Raw genomic sequence first — 22,887 nt, 5'->3', positions numbered from 1 at the left:
CATGCAATCTGCCCTCGACCTGGCGCTCTCGCTGACCCGGCACCGGGATGAAGCCGGCCTGTGTGACTGGCTGCTCGGCACGCTGCGTACTGCATGGCAGCCGCAGGGGGCGCTGCTGGGTATGGTAGATGTCAGCGGGCGTCAGTTGATGTGCAGCGGTTGGGTGCATCGCACGCCGCTGTCGCTGTCGCTCAGCGTGGATGATTTCAGTCATCCGCTGGCCTATGTGTTGCTTAAAAATCAGGTTCGCAGTTGGACATCGCTGTACGGCGGCGCCCGTATTGAACACGAGGGTTTTCGTCAGTTGCTGGCCGATGCCGGCACGGCTTGCGGCTTGTTCGCTATGCCGTTGCAGGCGGACAGCGGCCGACCGCTGGCGGTATTGGCGTTGTTGGATACGCCGGAACGATTACAGGCGCTCGGGCGGCATGGCGACTGCGCGCAACTGGCGCAGATATTTTGCAGCCAGCTGGCGTTGATCCGCGAGCTGGGGCGCAGCCAACGCGAGCAGACCGCGCTGCGCGATTCGTTGCGCCAGATGAAAGACGAAGGCGCGCTGCGGCAGGGACGGGAAAAACGGGTGGCCGAAGGGTTGATCGGGCAGTCTGTCGCGGCGCGGCAGCTACAGCAGCAGATTTGCCAGGCGGCCGGCCATCGTCTGGCGGTGCTGATCCACGGTGAAACCGGTGTGGGCAAAGAGGTGGTGGCCCGGCTGTTGCACCAGTGCTCCGAACGCGCCGACCGGCCGTTCATCGCCATTAACTGCGCCGCCATTCCGGAAAATCTGATTGAAAGCGAGCTGTTCGGCTATGAGAAAGGCGCGTTTTCCGGTGCGCAGAGCAATAAGGTCGGGCTGGTGGCGCAGGCCAACGGCGGCACGCTGTTTTTAGATGAAGTGGGCGACATGCCGCCGTTGATGCAGGCGAAACTGCTGCGGGTGTTGGAAACGCACAGCTTTCGCCCGTTGGGCGCCGGTCAAGAGAGTCATTCTGATTTCCGGTTGATCGCCGCCACGCATCAACCGCTGGAACAGCGGGTGGCGGAAGGCCAGTTCCGTCAGGATCTCTATCACCGTCTGTGCCAGTGTCTGGTGCAGGTAGCGCCGCTGCGCGATCGCCCGGACGACATCAGCCTGCTTTGCGAGCACTTTATCGTGCAATTCGCCCAGCAACAGCAGAAACCGCTGGGGCCGTTGCACCGCACGTTTCTCAGGCAACTGGTGGGGTATGACTTCCCCGGTAATGTGCGTGAGCTGAAGAACTTGCTGGAAGTGGCGTGCGCGCAAACGCCGGCAGGCGAGCCGATTCGTCTGGAGTCGTTGCCGCCGGAATTGCATGAACGGGTCTGTGAGGGAACTGCCGCCGATAGCGACGCGTTCCACCATATTCAGGATCTGCGCATTGCCACCCAGCAGTATGAAGCCGCGGTGATTGCGGCGCGTCTGCAGCAGTTTCAGGGTAACCGGTTACTGGTAGCGGAAAGCCTGAATATTCCTAAACGAACCCTGGATCACAAGTGCCAGAAACTGGAGGTGAACTGATGATGCTGACGATGGTGCCGCTGCTGATGGCGGCAGTCGGTTCGCCCGACCCGGTCTGGCAATCACTGTGGGAACAGTGCCGCAATGAGACGTCGCCGCAGGTGCGCCTGGCCTGTTACGACGCGCTCGGGCGCGAGACGGAACGCGCGAGCGCCTTGCCGCCCGAGACAAATAAAAGCGGCGCGGGGGAGAACGCGTTTCGTCTCAACCGCGAGGCGGCTAATGGCGATATCACCCTGACCAGGACGCTGGCGGACGGCAACACGCTGGTGATCAGCTGCGCCAGCAGCATTACCCATCTGCGGCTGACGCTCAGCCAGCCGTGGCCGGGCGACAACATCACCTCCCAGCTTGACGGCGCCAGCGCGCCGGATAACTGGTTTGTGCGTAACCGCGGCACCTTGCTGGAGTTTGGCCGCGGCCTGCCCGCTATCGACGCGCTCAAGCGCTGGGTCGGCCACCATGAGCTGGTGCTGAATGGCGAGCAGGATCACGTGTTGCGCATCGATCTCACCGGGCTGGGCGAGGCGCTGGCGCCGTTGCGTCAGCAGTGCCGCTGGTAGGAGCGATGAGTATGCATACACACCCCTGGTGTAAGCGACTGTTGACGACCCTGCCCGACGATGCGTTGCGGGCGGCGGTGGCGGCGGATGATCCGCTGTGGGAGCAGGTGGAAACCGAACTGGTCAAGCTGGGGTCGCTGGCGCACAGCCAGGTGGACCTTAATGCGGTCGCCGGTCAGTGCCTGACGCTGCTGGAAAGCCGCACCAAAGACATGCGGGTGCTGGTGCAGTTACTGCGCTGTCTGCAGCACCCGGCCAAGGCCACCCCGTTCGCCACCGCACTCATGCTGCTCGACAGCTGGCTGGAGGCTTACTGGACGACGGCGTTTCCCGCCAGTCCGGTACAAAAACAGAAACTGATGGTGCAGATCATCCGCCGTTTTGAGGGCGTGCTGCCGCGCATGACGGAGAATGCCTCCGGGGCGGAGCTGCATCAGTTGCATCAACTGGCGGAACAGCTGGCGTCGCGCTGGAGCGGGCTGGCTACCGACAAAGCGGACCTGACCGACGAACTGGTCGCGGCGCTTCACCGCGCCCGGCAACGTCATCAGGCGCAGGAGAAAGCCAATCAGGCGGCGGAACCCGCGTCTGGCGGGCAGGGCGGAACGGCCGGCAACGCTGCTGCTAGCGGCGGCAATGGCAGCGCCGCCGGGACCGCCGCCAGCGCGGCCGCGACGGTCGATATCAACAGTTCGGACGATCGTAGCTGGAAGCAGACGCAACTTACCGTAGCGACGTTGCTGGTAGAACGCCAGCCGGAAGCGCCGGTGGGATATCGCCTGCGCCGCAATGCTATCTGGGCGGGTATTACCACCCCACCGATGGCGGCGAGAGGTAATAAAACCCAGTTAGCGCCGGTATCGCCTGACCGGGTGGATGAATACCACAGCGCGCTTGGACAGGCGGATCTGGCGCTGTGGAACAAGATTGAACAGAGCCTGACGCTGGCACCGTACTGGTTTGACGGCCACATGCTGTCAGCGACGGTAGCGACCCGGCTGGGGCATGGCGCTGTCGCCAGCGCCATCGCCGATGAACTGTCGGCGTTTCTGGCCCGGCTGCCGGAATTACGCGAGCTGTCGTTTAGCGATGGGTCGGCGTTTCTGTCGGCCAAATGCGTCCAGTGGCTGCAATCCGCGCAGCCAGGGCGTGGTGGCGGTGGTATTCAGCGACAGGATGATTTGGCGGCTGAGGCGGCGGCGTGCTGCGCCGAGCAAGGGCTGAGCGCTGCGCTGTCGCTGCTGGATGAACGTATTCGACGGTTGAAAGAACCGCGCGAGCGTTTTTTGGCCGAGCTGGTATTGGCGGATTTACTGGCGGAAGAAGGCATGAAAGCACTGGCGGCACAGCATTATCAGCACCTGTGGCAGGAAAGCGAGCGACTGGGCCTGATGCAGTGGGAACCGGGAATGGTCAGCCGACTGGAGCGGCTGGGCGCGTCCCGCAGGAAATAAGACATTCGGAGTTGAATGGTCACTTATGTTGAAAATAATCATTACCTTTCTGCGGCAACAGCTGCCGAAACTGAAACCGTCCTGGCTGCTGCTGGGGGTGGTGGTATGGGTGGTGGCGCTGGTGCTGGCCTGGTGGCTGGGGCCGCGTCTGACCCTCGGCGAGATGCGTCCGCTGCAAAGCGTGTGGGGCCGCGTGGTGTTCACGCTGGTCTGGCTGTGGCTGGGCTTTGCCTACAGCGCCTGGCGTGTCTGGCGTCGGGTACAGCAACTGCGTGCGGAACGCCGGGAACAGCAGACTATCGAGCAAGACCCCTTGCAGGTATACGTTGATAGCCAGCAAACCTTTCTGGACCGTTGGCTACAGGCGTTTCAAACCCAGCTCGGCAAAAAGGCGCTGTACGCCATGCCCTGGTATCTGGCGATCGGCCTGTCCGGCAGCGGCAAAAGCAGCCTGATCCATCGTGCTAACCCGGCCAATAAGCTCAACCCGAAACTGGATGCGGAGTTGCGTGAAGTCGCTGGCGGCCAGCAGGTGAACAGTTGGGTCGGTGAATCGGCGGTGATCTGGGATCCGAGTGGTCACTTGCTGGCGCAACCGGAAGTCGGCGCAGAGCCGTCGGCCGGGCGTCACGCCCGCCTGTGGCAGCATTTGTTACAGTGGTTGAGCCTTAACCGCCGTCGCCAGCCGCTGAACGGACTGGTGCTGACTATCGATCTCTCCTGGCTGTCGCAGGCCAGCGTGTCAGAGCGCAAGGCCTATGCGCAGGTGATGCGCGCCCGCCTGCAGGAGATTGCGGTCAATATCAATACCCGCCTGCCGCTGTATGTGGCGCTGACCCGTCTGGATATGCTGCGTGGTTTTGACGTGGTGTACCGGTCGCTGAACCGGGAGGCACGTCAGGCGGTGTTGGGGGTGACGTTTACCCCGCAGGCCAGCCACGGCAAAGGCTGGCTGGAGGAGCTGGAGCGCTTCTGGGATGAGTGGATCACCAGCCTCAACAATAATTTGCCGGAAATGCTGCTGACGCAGTCGGACAACGGCGTGCGCAATACGCTGTTCGCCTTCGTGCGCCAACTGGCCGGGCTGAAGGATTACGTAACGGAAGTGTTGAACGAAACACTGGCGACCGGCGACGACCGTGCATTTCTGGTACGCGGCGTTTACGCCAGTTCGGTGTACCAGCAGGGCGTGCCGTTTGATGCCTTCGCTCAGTCCGCTTCCCGCCGTTACCAATTGCCGGAGCCGATTAATGCGGCGATGCGCGGTGAATCCAATACCTTCTTTGTACAGAAATTGTTCCCGGAGGTGATTTTCCCGGAGGCCAGTCTGGCGGGGGAAAACCGGCTGCACAGCCTCTATCGCCGTCGCCGCATGAGCATCGGTATTACCTGCATGGTGCTGTTTGGGCTGGCGATGATCGGCAGTTGGCACCATTTCTACCGGGTCAACGAAGAAGCCGGTCGTAATGTGCTGACCAAGGCGCAGGCGTTCATCGGCACCAACGAGCTGGAAGGGCAGGCAGGCTACGGTTACCAGCAACTGCCGCGCCTGAACCTGATCCGCGACGCCACCCTGTCGTTCGGCAACTACCATGAACGTACGCCGATGCTGGCGGATCTTGGCTTGTATCAGGGCGATAAGATCGGTCCTTACGTGGAAGGTTCCTACCTGCAAATGCTTAACCAGCGCTTCTTGCCGGCGGTGATGCAGGGGCTACTGGAAGACCTGAATCAGGCGCCGGCCGGCAGCGAGCAAAAACTCACGATTTTGCGGGTGATGCGGATGCTGGACGACGCCTCCGGGCGTAACAAGACGCTGGTGGAGCAGTTTATGGCGCTGCGCTGGCAGAAGGCGTTCCCCGGTCAGGGCAAGGTGCAGGAACAGTTGATGCAGCATCTGGATTACGCGCTGGAGAGGACCGACTGGCACCAGTCCCGCGAGCAGAAAGACGCGGTGGCGATTTCGACCTTCGCGCCGTTCGTCGACCCGATCGCCGCCGCCCAACGCGAGCTGAGCAAGCTGCCGATGTACCAGCGCGTCTACCAGAGTCTGGTGATGAAGGCGACGCAGGTGCTGCCGCCGGATTTGGCTCTCCGCGACGAGGTGGGACCGACGTTTGACTCGGTATTCTCGCTGCGTAACGACAAGGCGGGCATGGTGCCGCGGCTGCTGACCTATCCCGGCTTCAGCGATTTCTACCTCAAGCAGGATAAGACGCTGCTGGACCTGACCGCGCTGGATGCCTGGGTGCTGGGCCAGCGTGAGCGTGCGCACCTGAGCGAGGCCGACCGTAAGGAAATTCTGCGTCAGGTGAACGATCGCTACATCACCGACTACATCAACCAGTGGCAAAAAGCGCTGGCGAATATTGATGTGCAGCCGTTGGAAAGCCCGGAGCAGGCGCTGAACATTCTGACCGACATTACCGGTAATGATCAGCCGTTTCAGCGGGTGTTGACCACGGTGAGCGACAACACCCGCATCCGCAAACTGGCGGATGACGAGAACGACACCGCGCAGGGCATCAATACCCGTATCGGTCGTCCGTTCATGACGATTAACGCCGCGCTGAGCGGTCGGGGTGAACAGGGGCCGCTGGTGCAGGAGGTCAATCAGAAGCTGACCGATCTCTACCACTATCTCGATCAGATTGTGAATGCGACGGATCCGGGACAGGCGGCGTTGAAAGCGGTGCAGGCGCGTCAGGGCAACAAGTTCGCCGACCCGGTGTTCGCGTTGCAGCAGTATGCGCGCAGCCTGCCGTCGCCGCTCGATCGCTGGGTCGGCCAACTGGCGGGAGAAAGCGCCAGTCTGGTGACCGGTCTTGCCATGTCTTCACTCAATCAGGAGTGGCTGGACAAAGTGGTGACGCCGTTCAACGACAAACTGGCCGATCGCTACCCGTTCAACCCGTCTTCCGACAAGGATGTGCCGTTGTCCGAGATGGAGCGCTTCTTTGCCGTCGGCGGGACATTGGACAGCTTCTACCAGACCAACCTCAAATCCATTATGGACGGCGGGATGCTGGAAGGGGAAGGCGCGTCGGTAATGCAAACCGATCTGGTGAAACAGCTCGATCGCGCCACCCGTATCCGCCAGACGCTGTTTAACGCACAAGGCAGTCTGGAAATCCACTTTGTGGTGGAGCCGGTGGAACTGACCGCCAACAAACGCCGCAGCGTGCTGAACCTGGACGGCCAGTTGCTGGAGTACAGCCACGGACGCCGCACTAAGACGCCGCTGGTGTGGCCGAACAGTATGCGTGACGGCGCCGAAAGCAAGCTGACGCTGGTGCCGGATGACCGTGAACGCTCGCCGCGCAGCCTGAGCTTCACCGGCCCGTGGGCGATGTTCCGCCTGTTGACCAACGGCCAACTGACGCAGGTCAACGACAATACCTTCGACGTGCGTTTCTCGCTGGAACAAGGCGGCATGACCTATCGCGTTTATACCGACGCCAGCCACAACCCGTTTGCCGGTGGCCTGTTTAGCCAGTTCAAACTGCCTGATTCTCTCTATTAACCCAGAGGGCGAGCGGGTTTGTCCCTGCTCGCCCGTAGCCGGATGACCTGATATGCAAGATGCACAACAGGCCCTGAAAGTGGGCCGTGATCCACGGATGTTGCCTGAGTACGAGGCGTTACGTGCGGAAATCAACAAGCTGAGCCATGCCTCCCGCCCGGAAGTGGACTGGATGCGGGTGCACGATATGGCGACCGCGATTTTTGAGAAACAGGGCGTTGACCTGCAAACCGCTATCTATTTCACCCTGGCGCGCTCGCGTCTGGCCGGGTTGAACGGCTTTACCGAAGGCTGCGAGTTCCTCGCCAACCTGATCGTCACCCAGTGGGAAAACTTCTGGCCGCCGGTGCATCAGGAGCGGGCGCGTATCGAAATTCTGGACTGGTTTATCGCCCGCATCAGCGAGGTAATTCGCCAGTACGCCATCAGCCACGAACACAAACGGCTGGTGTATCGCTGCGAACGCGCGTTGCAACTGATGAGCGAAAAGCTGCATAACTCGGGCCTGAGCCGCATTCCCCGGGTGGAGAACCTGCTGCACTTTATCGAAGGCTACACCCACCTGTTCGATGAAACCGAGATTGTGATTGTCTCTGACGATCAAACGCTGAAAAAACAGCAGGATATGCAGATTCCGCCGATGGTGTTCTTCCAGTCCGATATGGAGCCGGGCGGAATGGCGTCTGTGGCGGCGGCTGCCCAGCCGGCGCTGCCGTCGGGCAGTATTCTGGTCGGGCGGGAGAAAGGGCAGATGAAACCTACCGTATTGAAAATTGAAGCGCATCGTAAACCGAGACCGGGCTGGTTCTGGTTTGCCTGCGGCGTGCTGACCTGCGCGTTGCCGGTGGCGGCCATCACCGGTTGGCAGTACTGGCAGGAGCAGAAAGCCGAGGCGCTGGCGTTGTTGCAGCAACCGGCGTATACGCTGCCGGCGGCACCCGATCACAATGATATCCGCCGGGTGCGCATCGTATTGGGCGAGCAGAAGCTGCAAAGCATGGAAGGCGAGCTGACCAACCGCTATCAGGCGCAACTGGAACAGGTGAAGAACGCGTCGTCGTTCTATTTGTACCAGTATGGCGAAGGGCTCAAAGGCGTGATGCAACAGCTGTATCCCGACTCGCTGGCGGTGAAAGAGATGGACCGGCAGTGGCAGCTAGCCCTTGATCGTCAGCAAGGTGACAAGCCGCCGCGTGTCAGCGGTTACGAGCAGGCACGCGCCGGGGTGGGCGATACGCTGCAACAACTGCTGGATCTGGAGAAGCAGCGCCGCACGGTGACTATTTCGTACCTGAAGTCACAACTTTATGATATTCAGCAAGATCTGGCGTCCGATGTGCCGTTCGGCATTCGCTTGCGGACACTGGAGGCGCGCAAAGCGGCCCGTCAGTCGCTGACCCCGGCGGAACTGCGCGGCATGGAAGATGAGCTGCGTGCGTTCACCATCCGGTTGTATCGGTTGCAGCAAGGCGATAGCGGCAGGTAAGGCCGTCGTGCCGGGTGGGGACGCCGCCCGGCGGCATCGCCGGATATCACCAGGGGTAATGACGGTAACATGATGAGAAAAACACGAGTATTGGCGGCGTTGACCGTCTGTCTGCTAACCGCCTGTCAGGCGCCGGTGTCGTCGCTGTCCGACGCGGACTTGCGCAAATCGGCACAGAGCGGCAACGGTGAGGCCCAGTTCAGGCTGGCGAAGCAACTGGCATCGCGCTCGCATTACGTCGAGGCGATGCAGTGGATGCAAAAAGCGGCGGAATTAACGGAGCTGTCCGGCGCCAGTGAAACCCGTGCCGCGGCGGCGTTACAGGTGGGCGACTGGTATCAGGCCGGCTTGGGCGAACCGAAAAATACCCCGCTGGCGCGCCAGTGGTGGCAAAAAGCCTCGCGGCTGGGCAGTGGCGAAGCCGGCTACCGGCTGGGTACCGACTGTCAGGCGCAGCATCAGGGCAAACTGGTAGCCGCCTGTCTGGATGCATTCGAACGGGCGGCGGACAACCGCTATGCACCGGCGCAACTGGTGGTGGCGCAGTGGTATGCCGCGCACCCCGGCGCCGAAAAAGAAGCGAGCGAATGGGTTGAGAAAGCGGCGGAACAGGGTAACCGCGACGCGCAATATCAACTGGCTCAGCGCTATGAACAGGGCAAAGGGGTGGCAAAGCGCACCGATCTGGCCGAGCGCTGGTATTTCCGGGCGGCGGACCGAGGGCAGCCGCAGGCTCAGTTATGGATGGCGAGACACGCCGACGGTAAAGACGCACTCGACTGGTATCAGAAAGCGGCCGCCAACGGCGAAGCTGATGCACAGCTGTGGCTGGCACAGGCTTACCGCGACGGCAATAAAGGGCTGGCGAAGAACGACAAACAGGCGCACTACTGGTTGGATCGCGCTTCTGGCAAGGGTAATGGCGAGGCGGATTACAAACTGAGCCAGATGCAGTCGGACGCCGCCAAACGGGAACACTATCTGGTGCTGGCGTCGTCTGCGGGCTATGTGCCGGCTCAGCGTGAACTGGGCGAGTGGTTGCTCAAGCGCGGCGAACTGGAGCGCGCCCGCGAGGTGTTCGCCAACGCGGCGGCGACCGGTGATACCGAATCCCGCCTGGCGTATGGCGAAATATTGCGGCTCGGTCAGGGCGGTAAAGCCGATTATGTGGAAGCGATGAAGCAATATCGCTTCGCGGCGCATGACGGCAACCGTATGGCGCAGTATCGTATGGGGATGATGCGTCAGGATGGGCTGGGCGCATCCCGTAACCGTATTCACGCCTACGCCTGGTATTCGCTGGCCGCTACCGAGGGTATGGCGGAGGCGCTGGCGGCCCGCAACGATCTGGAAGCCGCCATGCAGCCGGATGAAATCAAAGCCGGCCAGAAACTGGCGATGCACTGGTCAACAGGCAAGGACACGGATACACAGTGATTTTTATATAAATTATTGATTTAATGGATAAAACATTCGCGGTAATATAAAGGAACATCTATGAAACAGAACGGATATCTTGCTTTGTTGCTGAGTATGGCGGCCTGGTCGGCGCAGGCGGACGTGAAGCCGCCTTATCAGGTCGAGCAGGATAAGGTGGTGTACCGGGTGTCGGTGAATGCGGATCCGCAGGTGCTTGAGGGTGCAAAGCCGGACGATTTTCGGGTATTGCTGCGTGAGAAACGCGTAGCGCTGGCGGTGTCCGGCTCACGTTACTACTGTAATCAGCAGCCGTTGCCGGCCGGTTTCAAGCCTGACGGCGCCAGGCTACGCTATGAGACGTTTTTGATTACCAATGTCGGTTCTTTCGCCGGTTGCGAGCGTATGAAACAGGATATCGACGCCGACAGTTTTCAGGCGTTGGATTTTCCATTCTTCCGCGATCGTCATCATGTCTGGTTGCCTGACGGCGAAGCGCTGAACGGCGTGGATGTCGCCAGTTTTAAAACGCTGGCCCGCAATCAGGCGTTCGACAAGCAGAATTACTATTTCGTGGAGAATGAAACCAGCGTCATCCCTTATCAAAAACAGCCGCCGAGCGCGGGCAGTTGTTTTGGCTGGGCCACCATTGACGGTAGCCTTTACTACCGGGGCGAGCAACGTGCCGATGGCGATGCCGCCAGCTTCCGTTGTCTGACGTTCAATACCGCATTGGACAAAAACGGGTTTTATGTATTTGGCCGGCCGTACCCGGCTATGCCGGACGGGGTGAAAACGGCGGATATTCATATGCTGCCGAATAATGAAAAACTGGCGACCGACGGCGAGCACCTCTGGTTTTTGGGGGTAGAGCCGGTGCAACTGGCCGGGCTGAACCCGCGTGATGTCAAGGTTGAGCCGGATGCCAACGGCTATACCATCAGCGACGGCAAAGCCCGTTGGCAGTGCGGTTCCGGCAAGGTCAACGGTCGCCCGCTGTGCCGTAAGGGGTAGCGCGCGGCGTGAAAATGCCTCATCCGAGCGCATCGTTGCCCGGATGAGGTCCGCCTTAGCCGCCGGTTTGGGCGCGCACCATGTCGACATAAATGTCCCGCAATCGGCGTGCCAGCGGGCCGGGACGCCCATCGCCAATCCTGACGCCGTCGATCTCCACCACCGGCCAGACAAAGGTGGTGGCGGAACTGATAAACGCTTCTTTGGCGGCGCACGCCTCCTGTGGGGTAAACGCCCGCTCTTCCACCGTCAGATGCTGGTCGGCCGCCAGTTGCAGCAACGCTTTGCGGGTAATGCCGTGCAGGATGTCGTTGCTAAGCGGCCGGGTGATCAGATGGTTGTCGGCATCGACGATAAAACAGTTGCTGGAGCTGCCTTCGGTAATCAGGCCGTTTTCCACCAGCCAGGCGTCGTCGGCGCCTTTGGCGTGCGCCCACTCCTTCGCCATGCAGGCCATCAACAGGCTGACGGTCTTGATGTCGCGCCGGTGCCAGCGCAGGTCCGGACAGGTGATGACGCGAATACCTTTTTCCGCACAGGGGTGATGAATAACCGGGCGGGACTGGGTAAACAACACCAGCGTCGGCGTGGCGTCAGCCGGGAACGTAAAATCACGATCGCCGGTGCTGCCGCGGCTGAGTTGCAGATAGATGCCGCCTTCTTCCAGCCGATTTTGCTCGATCAGTGCCAGATGGATCTCCCGCAAGTCCTCCAGACTGACCGGCAAACGCAGGTTCAGCTCGCGACAGGAGCGCGCCAGCCGCGCCATGTGGCCATCGAATTCCGCCAACCGGCCGTTGACCACGGCGGTGACTTCATACACCGCATCGGCAAACAGAAATCCGCGATCGAACACTGAAATCGTGGCGTGTTCCTCAGGCAGATAGTGCCCGTTGACATAAACAGTACGTGACATTACACAACTCCCGTTAAACAAGGGCGGGGGTGGCCCCACAATCCCTCTTCAGGTAAATACAACTGGCTACCGCGCCATTCCAACCCGCCGACCCGGTCATCCGCCAGCAGCAACGGCCCGTCGAGATCGACGATCTCCGCACCTTGCGCCACCAGTGTGGCCGGCGCCATCGACAACGAGGTGCTGACCATACACCCCACCATGATCTTCAGCCCTTGCGCTTGAGCCGCCTGACGCAGCAGCAGCGCTTCGGTCAACCCGCCGGTTTTGTCCAGTTTGATATTGACCATGTCGTAGCGTGTCGCCAGCCCCGGCAGTGACCGACGGTCATGGCAGGACTCGTCGGCGCATAAGGGAATCGGCCGTGGTAACGCGGCCAGCGCATCATCGTCTTGGGCGGGCAGCGGCTGCTCAATCAGGCTGACGCCAAGGCGTTGCAGTTCCGGTACCAGTTTCAGATACAGCGCCACATTCCAGCCTTCGTTGGCATCCACGATTAACTGCGCTTGCGGTGCCGACCGGCGCACCGCGGCGACCCGCTCGATGTCGTGTTCATCCACCAGTTTGAGTTTCAGCAACGGGCGATGGGCATGACGCTGCGCCGCTTGCCCCATGCGTTCCGGGGTATCCAGCGACAGGGTGAATGCGCTGACGATGGGCTCCGGGCACGGCAACCCGGCCAGCCGCCACACCGGTGTGGCATGCCGCTGGCCGTCGAGATCCCACAGTGCGCAATCCAGCGCATTACGCGCGGCACCCGGCGGCAGCAACGTTTGCAAGGTGAGGCGGTCAAGACCACGGCACACCGCGGATTGCAGCGACAGTAACTGTGCCTGCACCTCTGCGATGCTCTCGCCGTATCGGGCGTAAGGCACGCTTTCGCCGTGCCCTTCGTATCGCCCATCACGCACCGTGACTTTGATGACGTCGGCGTGGGTTTTGCTGCCGCGTGCAATGGTGAATGTCTCTTTCAGCGCCCAAGGTTCATGGGTAACGATTAACTCGGCCATCCTCTGCCCTTACAGTTGGTCGACGATGCGGCCCACGCCCTGGCGGAATGGGTCAACCACCGGCAGCTTCAGGCGTTGTTCCAGCGTCGCCATATAAGCCAATGCATTCGCTTCGCTTAACGACGCGCTGTTGATGGAGACACCGACGAAACGGGCGGCGGGGTTGGTCAGTCGCGCCATCGCCAGATTGAGGTCGATACAGGCTTGCAAATCCGGCAGCGGGTAATCCACGCCGCGCATGTGGGTGCGGGTGGGCTCGTGACACAGCACCAGCGCGTCCGGCTGGGCGCCGTGGATGATGCCGGTGGTGACCCCGGCGAAAGAAGGGTGGAACAGCGAGCCCTGTCCTTCGATCACGTCCCAGTGGTCGGCGGCATTGTCGGGGGCGAGGGTTTCCACCGCGCCGGCGACAAAGTCAGACACCACGGCGTCAATGCTGACGCCCGCGCCGGAAATCAGGATGCCGGTCTGGCCGGTGGCGCGAAAGGTGGCGTTAGCGCCGCGTGCCAGCAGCGCTTTTTCAATCGCCAGCGCGGTGTACATTTTGCCGCAGGAACAGTCGGTGCCGACTGGCAACAGCCGTTTGCCGCTGCGTTTGCGGCCGCTGGCTACCGGGAAACTCTGGGTCGGGTGACGCACGTCGAACAGCGAGCGCCCGAGCCGGGCGGCCAGTTCGCTGATTTCCCACACATCCGCCAATTTATTGTGCAGGCCGGCGGCCAGATCCATACCGCACTCCAGCGCCTGACGCAGCACCGTTATCCAGGCATCGGAAATAATGCCGCCGCGATTGGCGACGCCGATCACCAGCGTGCGTGCTCCCGCGGCCCATGCACCGGGGATGTCCATATCCGGCAGGCCGCAATCCGCCTGGCACCCCGTCATGCGATACTGGCCGACGCAATATTCCGGATGCCATTGTTTAATGCCGATCGCCACTTTGGCGGCTAACTGGTCGTGGGCATCACCCAGAAACAATAAATACGGTTTTTTAATCATCGTAACCCACTCCATTGTTGAAATAAGAAACGCAGAACAACAGGGCGTCATCTCACCGGTTGGTAAAAGCAATATACCCGTCATACTTCAAGTTGCAGGTGCGTTGGCTTTATTACTCGGCCCATCCCAGGGCCTCGCCCTACGGGCCGCAGCGAGCTGCGTTCAAATCTGCTCCCGGCAGATTTGTCGCTCACTCCGGTCACTTACTTGAGTAAGCTCCCGGAGATTCGCTGCGTCGCCGCGTTACAAGGCTCAATGAGCCTTGCCCTGACGGGCCAACGCTTTGCGTTGTTCAACACGCGAGCGTGTTGTCCTGCAACTCGAATTATTTGGGGTATAAATAATTAACATCAGCAAAGTAATAATTTTTTCAGGGTTTTTTCTGAAAAAATGCGGTATTGGGTAATCGGGCTGACGTGTTGTTTTTGATACTATCAATCAGTTTTATATTGTCAATGTTATCAATAAATAAGAATTATATTCTGCATTTTGTGTTTATTGTCTCTCTGTTTGGGTGTTTTTTGTTTTATTTTTAATATAAAAAACTTTTGTTTTTGAAAAATAAAATAGCCGGCAGTTTTTTATAAAAATTAGCGAAATAAAAATATCACTTGATTATTTCAGTGCGCCGCTTGCGTTATTTTGGTGCTATTGCACATTATTGGTGGGATATTTTTTATTTTTGGGGGGAATGTTAAATCAATCTAAAAAAACATTTATTTTTGCGTAAATAAAAGGCACGAATAACGTGCGGACGCAATAGGCGGCTTGACGTCGGGATAAATAAGGTGCACCGAAATGGTTCAGAAAATGAATCGGGAGCAGAGAATAAGAGCCTATTGGGATAGGCGCTAAATTAGGTCGCAGCGTAAATCAGCCGCCGGAAAGACGATGATACCGTTCAGCAGCCACCCGCCAGCAACCTGAAGTATGATGAGAATGGTGCATTGCCTGAATGCCCATGTACCGTTTTGATAAAAGCGGTGGTGTATGCGATGGCGTGGTGTGTACGATGGCGATAGCAGGACACCGTCTGAAATATCGGGTAGCATGATTCGATAAGGTTGTTGCCTCACCGAGAACGCATATGTCAAATAAGAATAATTCTCAATTCAGTGCCCTGCGTTTCCTTCGCGCTTTACCTCTTCATTCTTCTCCCGGTATTACCATGATGGTTTTTCTGGCGGCCTGTAGTCTAATTTTCGTTTCCGCAAGTATCTGGAGTTTCTGGGATTCTTATCAGCGTTTGTTAGTGGATGCAGAAAAAAACGTCGTCAACCTCTCGGTGGCGATGTCACGCCAGGCGCAGGATACCTTTGTGCCGATTGAGGTCGCGATGGATGACATGCTACGGGAATTGTTGCAGACCGGCATGCTGGATTCCCGGCGAGTGAAAAGCGTTCTTGATACCCATCGTGCCGTCTTGCCGCAACTGGTCGGGTTTTATCTGTTTGATCAAAAGGGCAATCTGATTTCTTCTACCGGAAAAGGGCCGTTGTATATCTATAATTCCAGCCGACGGGAATATTTTTCCTGGCTCAGAGAGAATAATACGGCGTCGTTGTATATCGGTAAGGTTACCGTCAGTACGCTGACCCGTAGACGTATTATTCCGGTGGCGAAACGGATCAATGGGCCGGATGGCGAATTCAAAGGCGTTTTTCTTGCCACTATCGATCATAATTATTTCGGCAATTTCTACAGTTATTTCAGCCTGGATTATAACGGTGTGCTGTCATTAATGAATACCGATGGTCACGCAATTTATCTTTACCCCAACCGTGAGCAATATATTAACAGTAATTTTTCTGACGGTGGCTTGTTTGAACAATCCCGGCTGGAACAAGGCAGCGGTAGCGGTACCTGGCGCACCACGTTGGATAATAAGGTGCGGATTGTCGGCTATGTGAGACTGAATCGTTATCCGCTGGTGGTGGCGGCGAGTCTGGACAAAGACGCATTACAGGCACGCTGGCTGACGGAAAATATGCCGGCTATGGTGATTAATATCATGGTGCTGTTAGCCATGTTTTTCTCTGGTGGTTTCGTTCTGAAGCAGGTCCGGCTGACGGTGCGGAACAAAGAGGCGATCAGCCGCCTGCATCAGGAGGAAAGCAACAAAAATAAGGTGCTGCAAAAACTGGCGTTGATCGACCCGCTCACCAAACTGGCCAACCGCCGACGGTTTGATCTCTATCTGGAACAGTCGCTGGCTCGGGCCCGTGAAGAGGGCAGCCCGTTATCGCTGATTATGTTGGATGTGGATTTTTTCAAACGGTACAACGATACCTACGGTCATGTGCTGGGCGACCGCTGTCTGACACAGCTTGGCAGCGTGTTGAGCGCGGTGTCCTTGCCTGACGGTGCCTTGACCGCCCGCTATGGCGGTGAAGAGTTCGCGATTATTTTGCCGGGAATGAACGGCGAACAAGCGGCGATATATGGCGAACGGGTGGTGAGTGATGTTCGTCGTTGCGCGCTGCCGCATGCAGCATCACTGCTACCCGAACAGGTGGTGACGGTGAGTGTGGGCGTGTATTCGCACTCCAGCGACAACCCTTGCGATATTCAGCGGCTGAAAGAGGGGGCCGATCAGGCGTTGTATCTGGCGAAGAAAAAAGGCCGTGACCGCTGCGTGCGGTTATAGGTACGGCTGGCGATGCATCTGGTTATTACCCAACTGTTTTAATTGTTAATTGTCCCGCCACTGATGTGCGGCGCCGTCGGTTTTTCCTGCCATAACCCCCCCCCCGGGCCAGACGGCAGCGCTGAAATATTTGATTAGAAAAAATTGCTTTACCCTGGCTTACATTTCTTTATTAATAAGAACTATTATCATTATTTGTCCGATTTGTATCCCGGCATCGGTGTGCATCGTCGGGTCGGTGTACGTCGTCGATGCGTGCTGTCCACGTTGTCTGTCTTAAGGAGTCTCCATCCATGTTTGTGCCGTTGCTCATCATGTTCCGTGAAGGTCTGGAAGCGGCGCTGATCGTTAGCCTGATTGCCAGCTACCTGAAGCGTACCCAACGCGAGCAGTGGTTGGGCGCCGTCTGGGCCGGGGTGGTGCTGGCGCTGGCGCTATGTCTGGCGCTCGGGGTGTTCATCAACGCCACTACCGGCGAGTTTCCGCAAAAACAGCAGGAACTGTTTGAAGGGGTCGTCGCGGTGATCGCGGTGGTCATTCTGACTTACATGGTGTTCTGGATGCGCAAGGTATCGCGCTCGGTACGGGTGCACCTGGAGGGGGCTATCGACCAGGCGCTCAGCGCCGGCTCGCGTCAGGGGTGGGCGCTGGTGGCGATGGTGTTCTTTGCCGTGGCGCGGGAAGGGCTGGAGTCGGTGTTCTTTTTGTTGGCCGCTTTCCAGCAGGATGTCGGCATTTATGCACCGATCGGCGCTGTATTGGGGCTATTGTGCGCCGTTGTGGTCGGCGTGATGATCTACTGGGGCGGGGTGAAACTGCATCTGGCCCGCTTCTTCAAATGGAGCAGCCTGTTCATCCTGTTCGTTGCCGCCGGTCTGGCCGCCGGCGCTATCCGCGCGTTTCATGAAGCGGGACTGTGGAATCAATTTCAGCACATCGCGTTTGATTTCAGCGCCACGCTGTCGACCCACACGCTATTCGGCACCTTGCTGGAAGGGATGTTCGGTTATCAGGAAACCCCGACGGTCAGCGAAGTGGCGGTCTATTTTCTGTATTTGATCCCGGCGCTGGTGTTCTTTTTCCTGCCGCAACGCATGGAGCCGGCCACGGCTTCGGCGGTGCGTAAGCATCACCATTGATTATTGTCACAACTAACAACTATCACCATTAACAATTAATGTAAAAAGGGATAAGTCTATGTCTACACCATTCTTCCGCCGTACGGCGCTGTGCGCCGCTCTGCTGGCTGTACCGGCGTTCAGCGCGCTGGCTGCGGATGTTCCGCAGGTTAAAATCACCGTGAATGACAAACAGTGCGAGCCGATGCAAGTCACGGTCGCGGCAGGCAAAACGCAGTTTGTGGTCACCAACGCCAGCCAGAAAAACCTGGAATGGGAAATCCTCAAAGGGGTGATGGTGGTGGAAGAGCGCGAGAATATCGCGCCGGGCTTTACCCAGAAAATGACCGCCAACCTGGAACCGGGCGAATACGACATGACCTGTGGGCTGCTCAGCAACCCGAAAGGTAAACTGGTGGTGACCGCCGGCGGTGATGACGCCGTCGCAAAAACCAACGTGTTGGATCTGGTGGGGCCGATCGCGGAATACAAGGTTTACGTCACCAAAGAGGTGGACGGACTGGTACAGCAGACCAAACTGTTCACTGCCGCCATCAAGGCCGGCAAGCTGGATGAGGCGCGCAAACTCTATGCGCCGACCCGTCAGCACTACGAGCGTATTGAGCCGATCGCCGAGTTGTTCTCCGATCTGGACGGCAGCATCGATGCCCGCGAAGACGATTACGAGAAGAAAGCCGACGACCCGAAATTCACCGGTTTCCACCGACTGGAAAAAGCGCTGTTCGCCGACCGTTCCACCAAAGGGATGGAGCAGTACGCGGATCAGCTGTACGCCGATACGCAGGAACTGCAAAAACGTATCGCCAGCCTGACCTTCCCGCCGAATAAAGTGGTGGGCGGCGCGGCCGGGTTGATTGAAGAAGTGGCGGCGACCAAAATCAGCGGTGAGGAAGATCGCTACAGCCGTACCGACCTGTGGGATTTTCAGGCCAACGTTGACGGCGCGCAGAAGATAGTCAACCTGCTGCGCCCGCTGCTGGAGAAAGCCAATAAGCCGTTGCTGAACAAGGTAGATGCCAACTTCAAAACGGTCGATGGCGTGCTGGCGAAGTACAAAACCAAAGATGGTTTTGCATCCTACGAGAAGCTGAGCGATGCCGATCGCATCGCGCTGAAAGGGCCGATCACCACCCTGGCGGAAGACCTGGCGCAATTGCGCGGCGTGCTTGGGCTGGATTGAGGCAGGCTACCATGAGTCACACCACGGGCCCGCAGGACGGGCCGCAAGCTTCCCCCTCTTCTGCTTGTCCGGCGCAGCCGGACATTGCGTCGCCGTCACGCCGTCGCCTGTTGCAGGGGCTGGGCATGATGGGCGGTGCGCTGGCGCTCGGCGCGGATCGGCTGGCGCAGGCGCAAGACAAGCCGCAGGCAGCGCAGGATGAGCGCTGGGAAAAGCAGCCGTTCCTCGGCGAGCATCAGGCGGGCATCGTCACGCCGCAACAAGCGGCGATGATGCTGGTGGCGTTTGATGTGTTGGCGACCAATAAAGCCGATCTGACCCGGTTGTTCCAGTTGCTGACCCGGCGTATTGCGTTTCTGACGCAGGGCGGCAAGGTGCCGGACGTGGACCCGCGCCTGCCGCCGCTGGATTCCGGCATCATGGGGCCGGAGATCTACCCGGACAATCTCACCATCACCGTGTCGGTCGGCGCATCGCTGTTTGATGAACGGTTTGGTTTGCAGGCACTCAAGCCGCTGAAGCTGCAACGCATGACCCGTTTTCCCAACGATTCGCTGGATGCCAGCCTGTGTCATGGCGACCTGTTGTTGCAGATTTGCGCCAATACCAACGAAACGGTGCTGCATGCGCTGCGCGACATCATCAAACAGGCGCCGGACCTGCTCAGCGTGCGCTGGAAGCGGGAAGGATTCATCTCCGCGCACGCGGCGCGCAGCAAAGGTAAAGAAACCCCGGTCAATCTGCTGGGCTTCAAAGACGGCACCGCCAACCCCAACGCCGGCGATGGCGCGCTAATGGACCAGATTCTGTGGGTCGGTGCGGCGTCCGGCGAGCCGGCATGGGCGGTGGGCGGCAGCTATCAGGCGGCGCGGATCATCCGTTTCCATGTCGAATTCTGGGACCGTACGCCGCTTAAGGAACAGCAAACCATTTTCGGCCGGGAAAAACACAGCGGCGCGCCGCTGGGCATGGCTCATGAGCATGACGAACCGGACTACCGTCAGGACCCGGAAGGCCAGGTGATTCCGCTGGATGCGCATATTCGTCTGGCTAATCCGCGTACGCCGGAAACCCGCGCCAACCTGATGCTGCGCCGCGGCTACAGCTACTCGCTGGGGGTATCCAATGCCGGGCAACTGGATATGGGGTTGCTGTTCGTCTGCTATCAGGCCGATCTGGAAAAAGGCTTCCTGACGGTGCAGAAACGGCTTAATGGCGAACCGCTGGAGGAGTACATCAAACCGATCGGCGGCGGTTATTTCTTCGTGCTGCCGGGGATAACAAGCGCGGATGACTGGCTGGCGCGCGGGTTGCTGACCGCGTAAAGTCAGGCTGGCGTAATAACGAGATTCATCCCTTAAAACAGGAGAGCACGGCATGCTGGAATTACGGCCTAACTGCGAATGTTGTGATGTCGATCTGCCGCCGGATTCATTGCTGGCGCGGATTTGTTCGTTTGAGTGCACCTTTTGCGCCGATTGCGCAGAGGCGAAACTGAACGGCCGTTGCCCCAACTGTGGCGGCGAACTGGTCCGTCGGCCGATTAGACCGGCGGAGAAACTGGTGAATAACCCGGCGTCGACCCGGCGGGTGCTGGCTCGCTAGCTGTGCTTTCCGAGCCGGTCTGGTTGACTGGTTGATATTAACGCGCCCGTCGGACGAAATGGCCGACGGGCGGATTCCGCTAGCCGGTAATACGCGGGTGCTGAGCGATCAGCAGCTTGCGTTTCTCTTCCAGCTCGGCGATTTGCCGGGCGAGTTCGTCAATTTTCTGCTCAATGCCGTCGTGATGCTCTCGCAGAATCGCTTTGGCTTCCGACAGGTCGGAAGCCGCCGGGGTGGCACCTTTCAGCGGTTTGTTGGCCGTTTCTTTCATAAACAGACCGGTCAACAGACCGATGATGGCGATCACCATCAGATAGTAAGCGGGCATATACAGGTTACGGCTGCTTTCCACCAGCCAGGCGGCAACGGTTGGCGTCAGGCCGGCGATCAACACTGAGATGTTAAAGGCGCTGGCCAGTGCGCTGTAACGAATCGAGGTGGGAAACAAGGCCGGTAGGGTTGATGCCATCACGCCGGTAAAGGCATTCAGGATCACCGCCAGCAACAGCAATCCGGCGAAGATCAAGCCGATAATATTGCTGTTGATCAGCATGAAGCTCGGCACCGCCAACACAAACAGAGCAATGCTGCCAATAATGACGAACGGTTTGCGGCCGAAGCGGTCGCTAAGCAGCCCTATCATCGGCTGCACAAACAGCATGCCGATCATAATCGCGATGATGATCAGTACACCGTGGTTCTCTGAATAATGCAGGTTGTGCGACAGATAACTTGGCATGTAGGTCAGCAGCATGTAATAGGTCACGTTAGTGGCGATGACCAGGCCGATGCACACCAGCAGGCTTTTCCAGTGATGGGTGGCGATGTGCCGAAAAGAGACGCCCGGTCCGGTTTTCAGCCCGTCACGCGCATCCTGCTCCCGCTTATTTACATGTTGCTGAAAAGCCGGGGTTTCTTCCAGCGCATGACGCAGATACAGGCCGATGATGCCGAGCGGCAGCGCCAGAAAGAACGGCAACCGCCAGCCCCATTCCAGAAACGCCTGTTCGCCGACGAGGGTGGAAATCAGCACCACCACGCCGGCACCCAGCACGAAGCCGGCGATGGAGCCGAAATCCAGCCAACTGCCCATAAAGCCGCGCTTGCGATCGGGTGAATACTCCGCCACGAAAATTGACGCGCCGGTATATTCGCCGCCGACGGAGAAGCCTTGTGCCATTTTAGCCAGCAGCAGCAGGATAGGAGCCCAGATACCGATGCGTTCATACGAGGGAATCAGCCCGATGCAAAAGGTACTGATCGACATGATGATAATGGTGACGGCGAGGATTTTCTGACGGCCGTATTTGTCGCCCAGTGCGCCGAAAAACACGCCGCCCAGCGGGCGAATCAGAAACGGTACCGAGAAGGTCGCGAGTGCGGCGATCATCTGTACGCCGGGGTCGGCACCGGGGAAAAACACCTGGCCCAGCGCATAGGCAACGAAGCCGTAGACGCCGAAATCGAACCATTCCATCGCATTGCCAAGCGCGGCGGCGGTGATGACTTTACGCAGACGACTGTCATCAATAATGGTGACATCGTCCAGCGCAATGGGTTTTACACGTTTTCTCTTCAATTTCATAAAGTGACTAACCTTTTTATTATCGTTGCATGAAAAGGGAGGTGAAGCGTGGGGAAAACACCGTCTGGCCGGGTATGACGTCAGGTGCTATCGGGTAGTGTGGTGAGAGAGTTTTGCGCGCTTGCCGGTGGCATGCGCTTCCCATCGGCGATGGTGGTGCGACCCCCTCTCATCCTCCCCCTTGAGCATCCGCCGGGTCGGGGCATCAGGGTGATGTTGACCTGGCGTGATCGCGTATAACGTCCTGCTGTGATGCCGATCGGGCAGGCATCGTCAATACGCAATATCGTTGATAATATCACAATTTTTTAATTTATAAAAATAATGGCGATTTTTTGTCATTTTATGTGGATTTAAATATCGATAATTTGACTTTTTACTGGTGTTTTATGCTGGTGTTGAGTGGCTTTTTCTGGTGGCTGAAATGGGTTGATGACCACGGATTTAACTGAAAAAGCAAAGGGGAGCCATTGTGTTTGATATCAATAAGGTAGGCGAAACATTACGCAGAGGTTGTAAACGATGGATGTCTGCTATGAGTGGAGAGGAAGTTTATAAGACATTTCTTACATTGCGATGCTCTAATCAACGAGGAGCTAGTAACGCGACCTTGCGTAAATAAGCCCGCATTCGCGGGCGCTGTCTTGTTCAATAGTAAACGCGAATCAGAAATAACTATAATCAAGTTTAATGTTGTGCGCTCTACTTAGGCTGTGTCCCGTAACTAGTTTTTGTACAGTTCAGTATTGTTATAACTGTGCAAAAAAACGCTTTTAAGCGATAAAGAACGACTAAAAGAGATGAATATTT

At 58.3% G+C, this 22,887-nt stretch carries 16 protein-coding genes; 12 read left to right on the top strand and 4 right to left on the bottom strand.

Annotation, left to right across the window (positions count from 1 at the left end):
- The first annotated feature begins 1 nt into the window (after position 1).
- From DCH402_RS13940 to DCH402_RS13910, 7 genes are all read left to right on the top strand, one after another.
- Complete coding sequence (locus DCH402_RS13940; RefSeq protein ID WP_040001762.1) at positions 2-1,540, top strand: sigma-54 interaction domain-containing protein; 1,539 nt, start codon at positions 2-4, stop codon at positions 1,538-1,540.
- Positions 1,540-2,103, top strand: a complete 564-nt coding sequence (vasI, locus tag DCH402_RS13935; RefSeq protein WP_040001760.1) for a type VI secretion system-associated protein VasI — start codon at positions 1,540-1,542, stop codon at positions 2,101-2,103. The genes DCH402_RS13940 and vasI overlap by 1 nt, the downstream gene beginning before the upstream one ends.
- An 11-nt stretch (positions 2,104-2,114) precedes the next feature.
- Positions 2,115-3,557 carry a type VI secretion system protein TssA gene (gene tssA, locus DCH402_RS13930; protein ID WP_040001758.1) on the top strand — a complete coding sequence of 481 codons (1,443 nt, stop codon included), beginning with the start codon at positions 2,115-2,117 and terminating at the stop codon, positions 3,555-3,557.
- 25 nt (positions 3,558-3,582) lie between these two features.
- Positions 3,583-7,080: a type VI secretion system membrane subunit TssM gene (gene tssM / locus DCH402_RS13925; RefSeq protein ID WP_040001755.1), complete on the top strand. Its 3,498-nt coding sequence runs from the start codon at positions 3,583-3,585 to the stop codon at positions 7,078-7,080.
- 52 nt (positions 7,081-7,132) lie between these two features.
- Positions 7,133-8,566 (top strand): VasL domain-containing protein, encoded by a 1,434-nt coding sequence (locus tag DCH402_RS13920; RefSeq protein WP_040001753.1) that lies wholly within the window; start codon positions 7,133-7,135, stop codon positions 8,564-8,566.
- A 69-nt stretch (positions 8,567-8,635) separates the two neighbouring features.
- A complete protein-coding gene (locus DCH402_RS13915) occupies positions 8,636-10,003 on the top strand; it encodes an SEL1-like repeat protein (RefSeq protein ID WP_040001752.1) in 1,368 nt (455 codons plus the stop codon).
- Positions 10,004-10,063: 60 nt separating this feature from the next.
- Positions 10,064-10,996, top strand: a complete 933-nt coding sequence (locus DCH402_RS13910) for a DKNYY domain-containing protein (RefSeq protein WP_040001750.1) — start codon at positions 10,064-10,066, stop codon at positions 10,994-10,996.
- A gap of 55 nt (positions 10,997-11,051) precedes the next feature.
- On the opposite strand, the gene DCH402_RS13905 is transcribed toward DCH402_RS13910, so the two are convergent.
- The 3 genes from DCH402_RS13905 to dgcN are packed head-to-tail and all read right to left on the bottom strand — an operon-like array spanning position 11,052 to position 13,921.
- Positions 11,052-11,912 (bottom strand): D-amino-acid transaminase, encoded by an 861-nt coding sequence (locus DCH402_RS13905; RefSeq protein ID WP_040001748.1) that lies wholly within the window; start codon positions 11,910-11,912, stop codon positions 11,052-11,054.
- On the bottom strand, positions 11,912-12,922 hold the full coding sequence (gene dgcA, locus DCH402_RS13900) for an N-acetyl-D-Glu racemase DgcA (protein WP_040001745.1): 1,011 nt from the start codon (positions 12,920-12,922) through the stop codon (positions 11,912-11,914). The genes DCH402_RS13905 and dgcA overlap by 1 nt, the downstream gene beginning before the upstream one ends.
- Before the next feature lie 9 nt (positions 12,923-12,931).
- A complete protein-coding gene (gene dgcN, locus DCH402_RS13895) occupies positions 12,932-13,921 on the bottom strand; it encodes an N-acetyltransferase DgcN (RefSeq protein ID WP_040001743.1) in 990 nt (329 codons plus the stop codon).
- Between the two features lie 1,168 nt (positions 13,922-15,089).
- On the opposite strand from dgcN, the gene DCH402_RS13890 reads away from it, so the two are divergent.
- The 5 genes from DCH402_RS13890 (at position 15,090) to DCH402_RS13870 (ending at position 20,492) form a co-directional block, all read left to right on the top strand.
- The gene (locus tag DCH402_RS13890) at positions 15,090-16,568 is read left to right on the top strand and encodes a sensor domain-containing diguanylate cyclase (RefSeq protein ID WP_233276287.1); all 1,479 of its coding nucleotides are present in this window, start codon (positions 15,090-15,092) and stop codon (positions 16,566-16,568) included.
- 293 nt (positions 16,569-16,861) lie between these two features.
- Complete coding sequence (efeU, locus tag DCH402_RS13885; protein ID WP_040001739.1) at positions 16,862-17,707, top strand: iron uptake transporter permease EfeU; 846 nt, start codon at positions 16,862-16,864, stop codon at positions 17,705-17,707.
- A gap of 58 nt (positions 17,708-17,765) precedes the next feature.
- Positions 17,766-18,887 (top strand): iron uptake system protein EfeO, encoded by a 1,122-nt coding sequence (gene efeO, locus DCH402_RS13880; protein WP_040001737.1) that lies wholly within the window; start codon positions 17,766-17,768, stop codon positions 18,885-18,887.
- Between the two features lie 11 nt (positions 18,888-18,898).
- The gene (efeB, locus tag DCH402_RS13875) at positions 18,899-20,212 is read left to right on the top strand and encodes an iron uptake transporter deferrochelatase/peroxidase subunit (RefSeq protein WP_040001735.1); all 1,314 of its coding nucleotides are present in this window, start codon (positions 18,899-18,901) and stop codon (positions 20,210-20,212) included.
- Between the two features lie 52 nt (positions 20,213-20,264).
- Entirely contained in the window at positions 20,265-20,492 is a 228-nt protein-coding gene (locus DCH402_RS13870) for a DUF1272 domain-containing protein (protein ID WP_040001732.1), read from the top strand.
- A gap of 79 nt (positions 20,493-20,571) precedes the next feature.
- Here DCH402_RS13870 and proP read toward each other — a convergent pair whose 3' ends face one another.
- Positions 20,572-22,077, bottom strand: coding sequence for a glycine betaine/L-proline transporter ProP (gene proP / locus DCH402_RS13865; protein ID WP_040001730.1), 1,506 nt, complete (start codon positions 22,075-22,077; stop codon positions 20,572-20,574).
- Positions 22,078-22,887: the final 810 nt, after the last annotated feature.

The organism is Dickeya chrysanthemi NCPPB 402 (assembly GCF_000406105.1).
Lineage (GTDB): Bacteria > Pseudomonadota > Gammaproteobacteria > Enterobacterales > Enterobacteriaceae > Dickeya > Dickeya chrysanthemi.
Note: the sequence above shows the minus strand (reverse complement) of the source record. Positions and strands in the feature narration are given on the sequence as shown.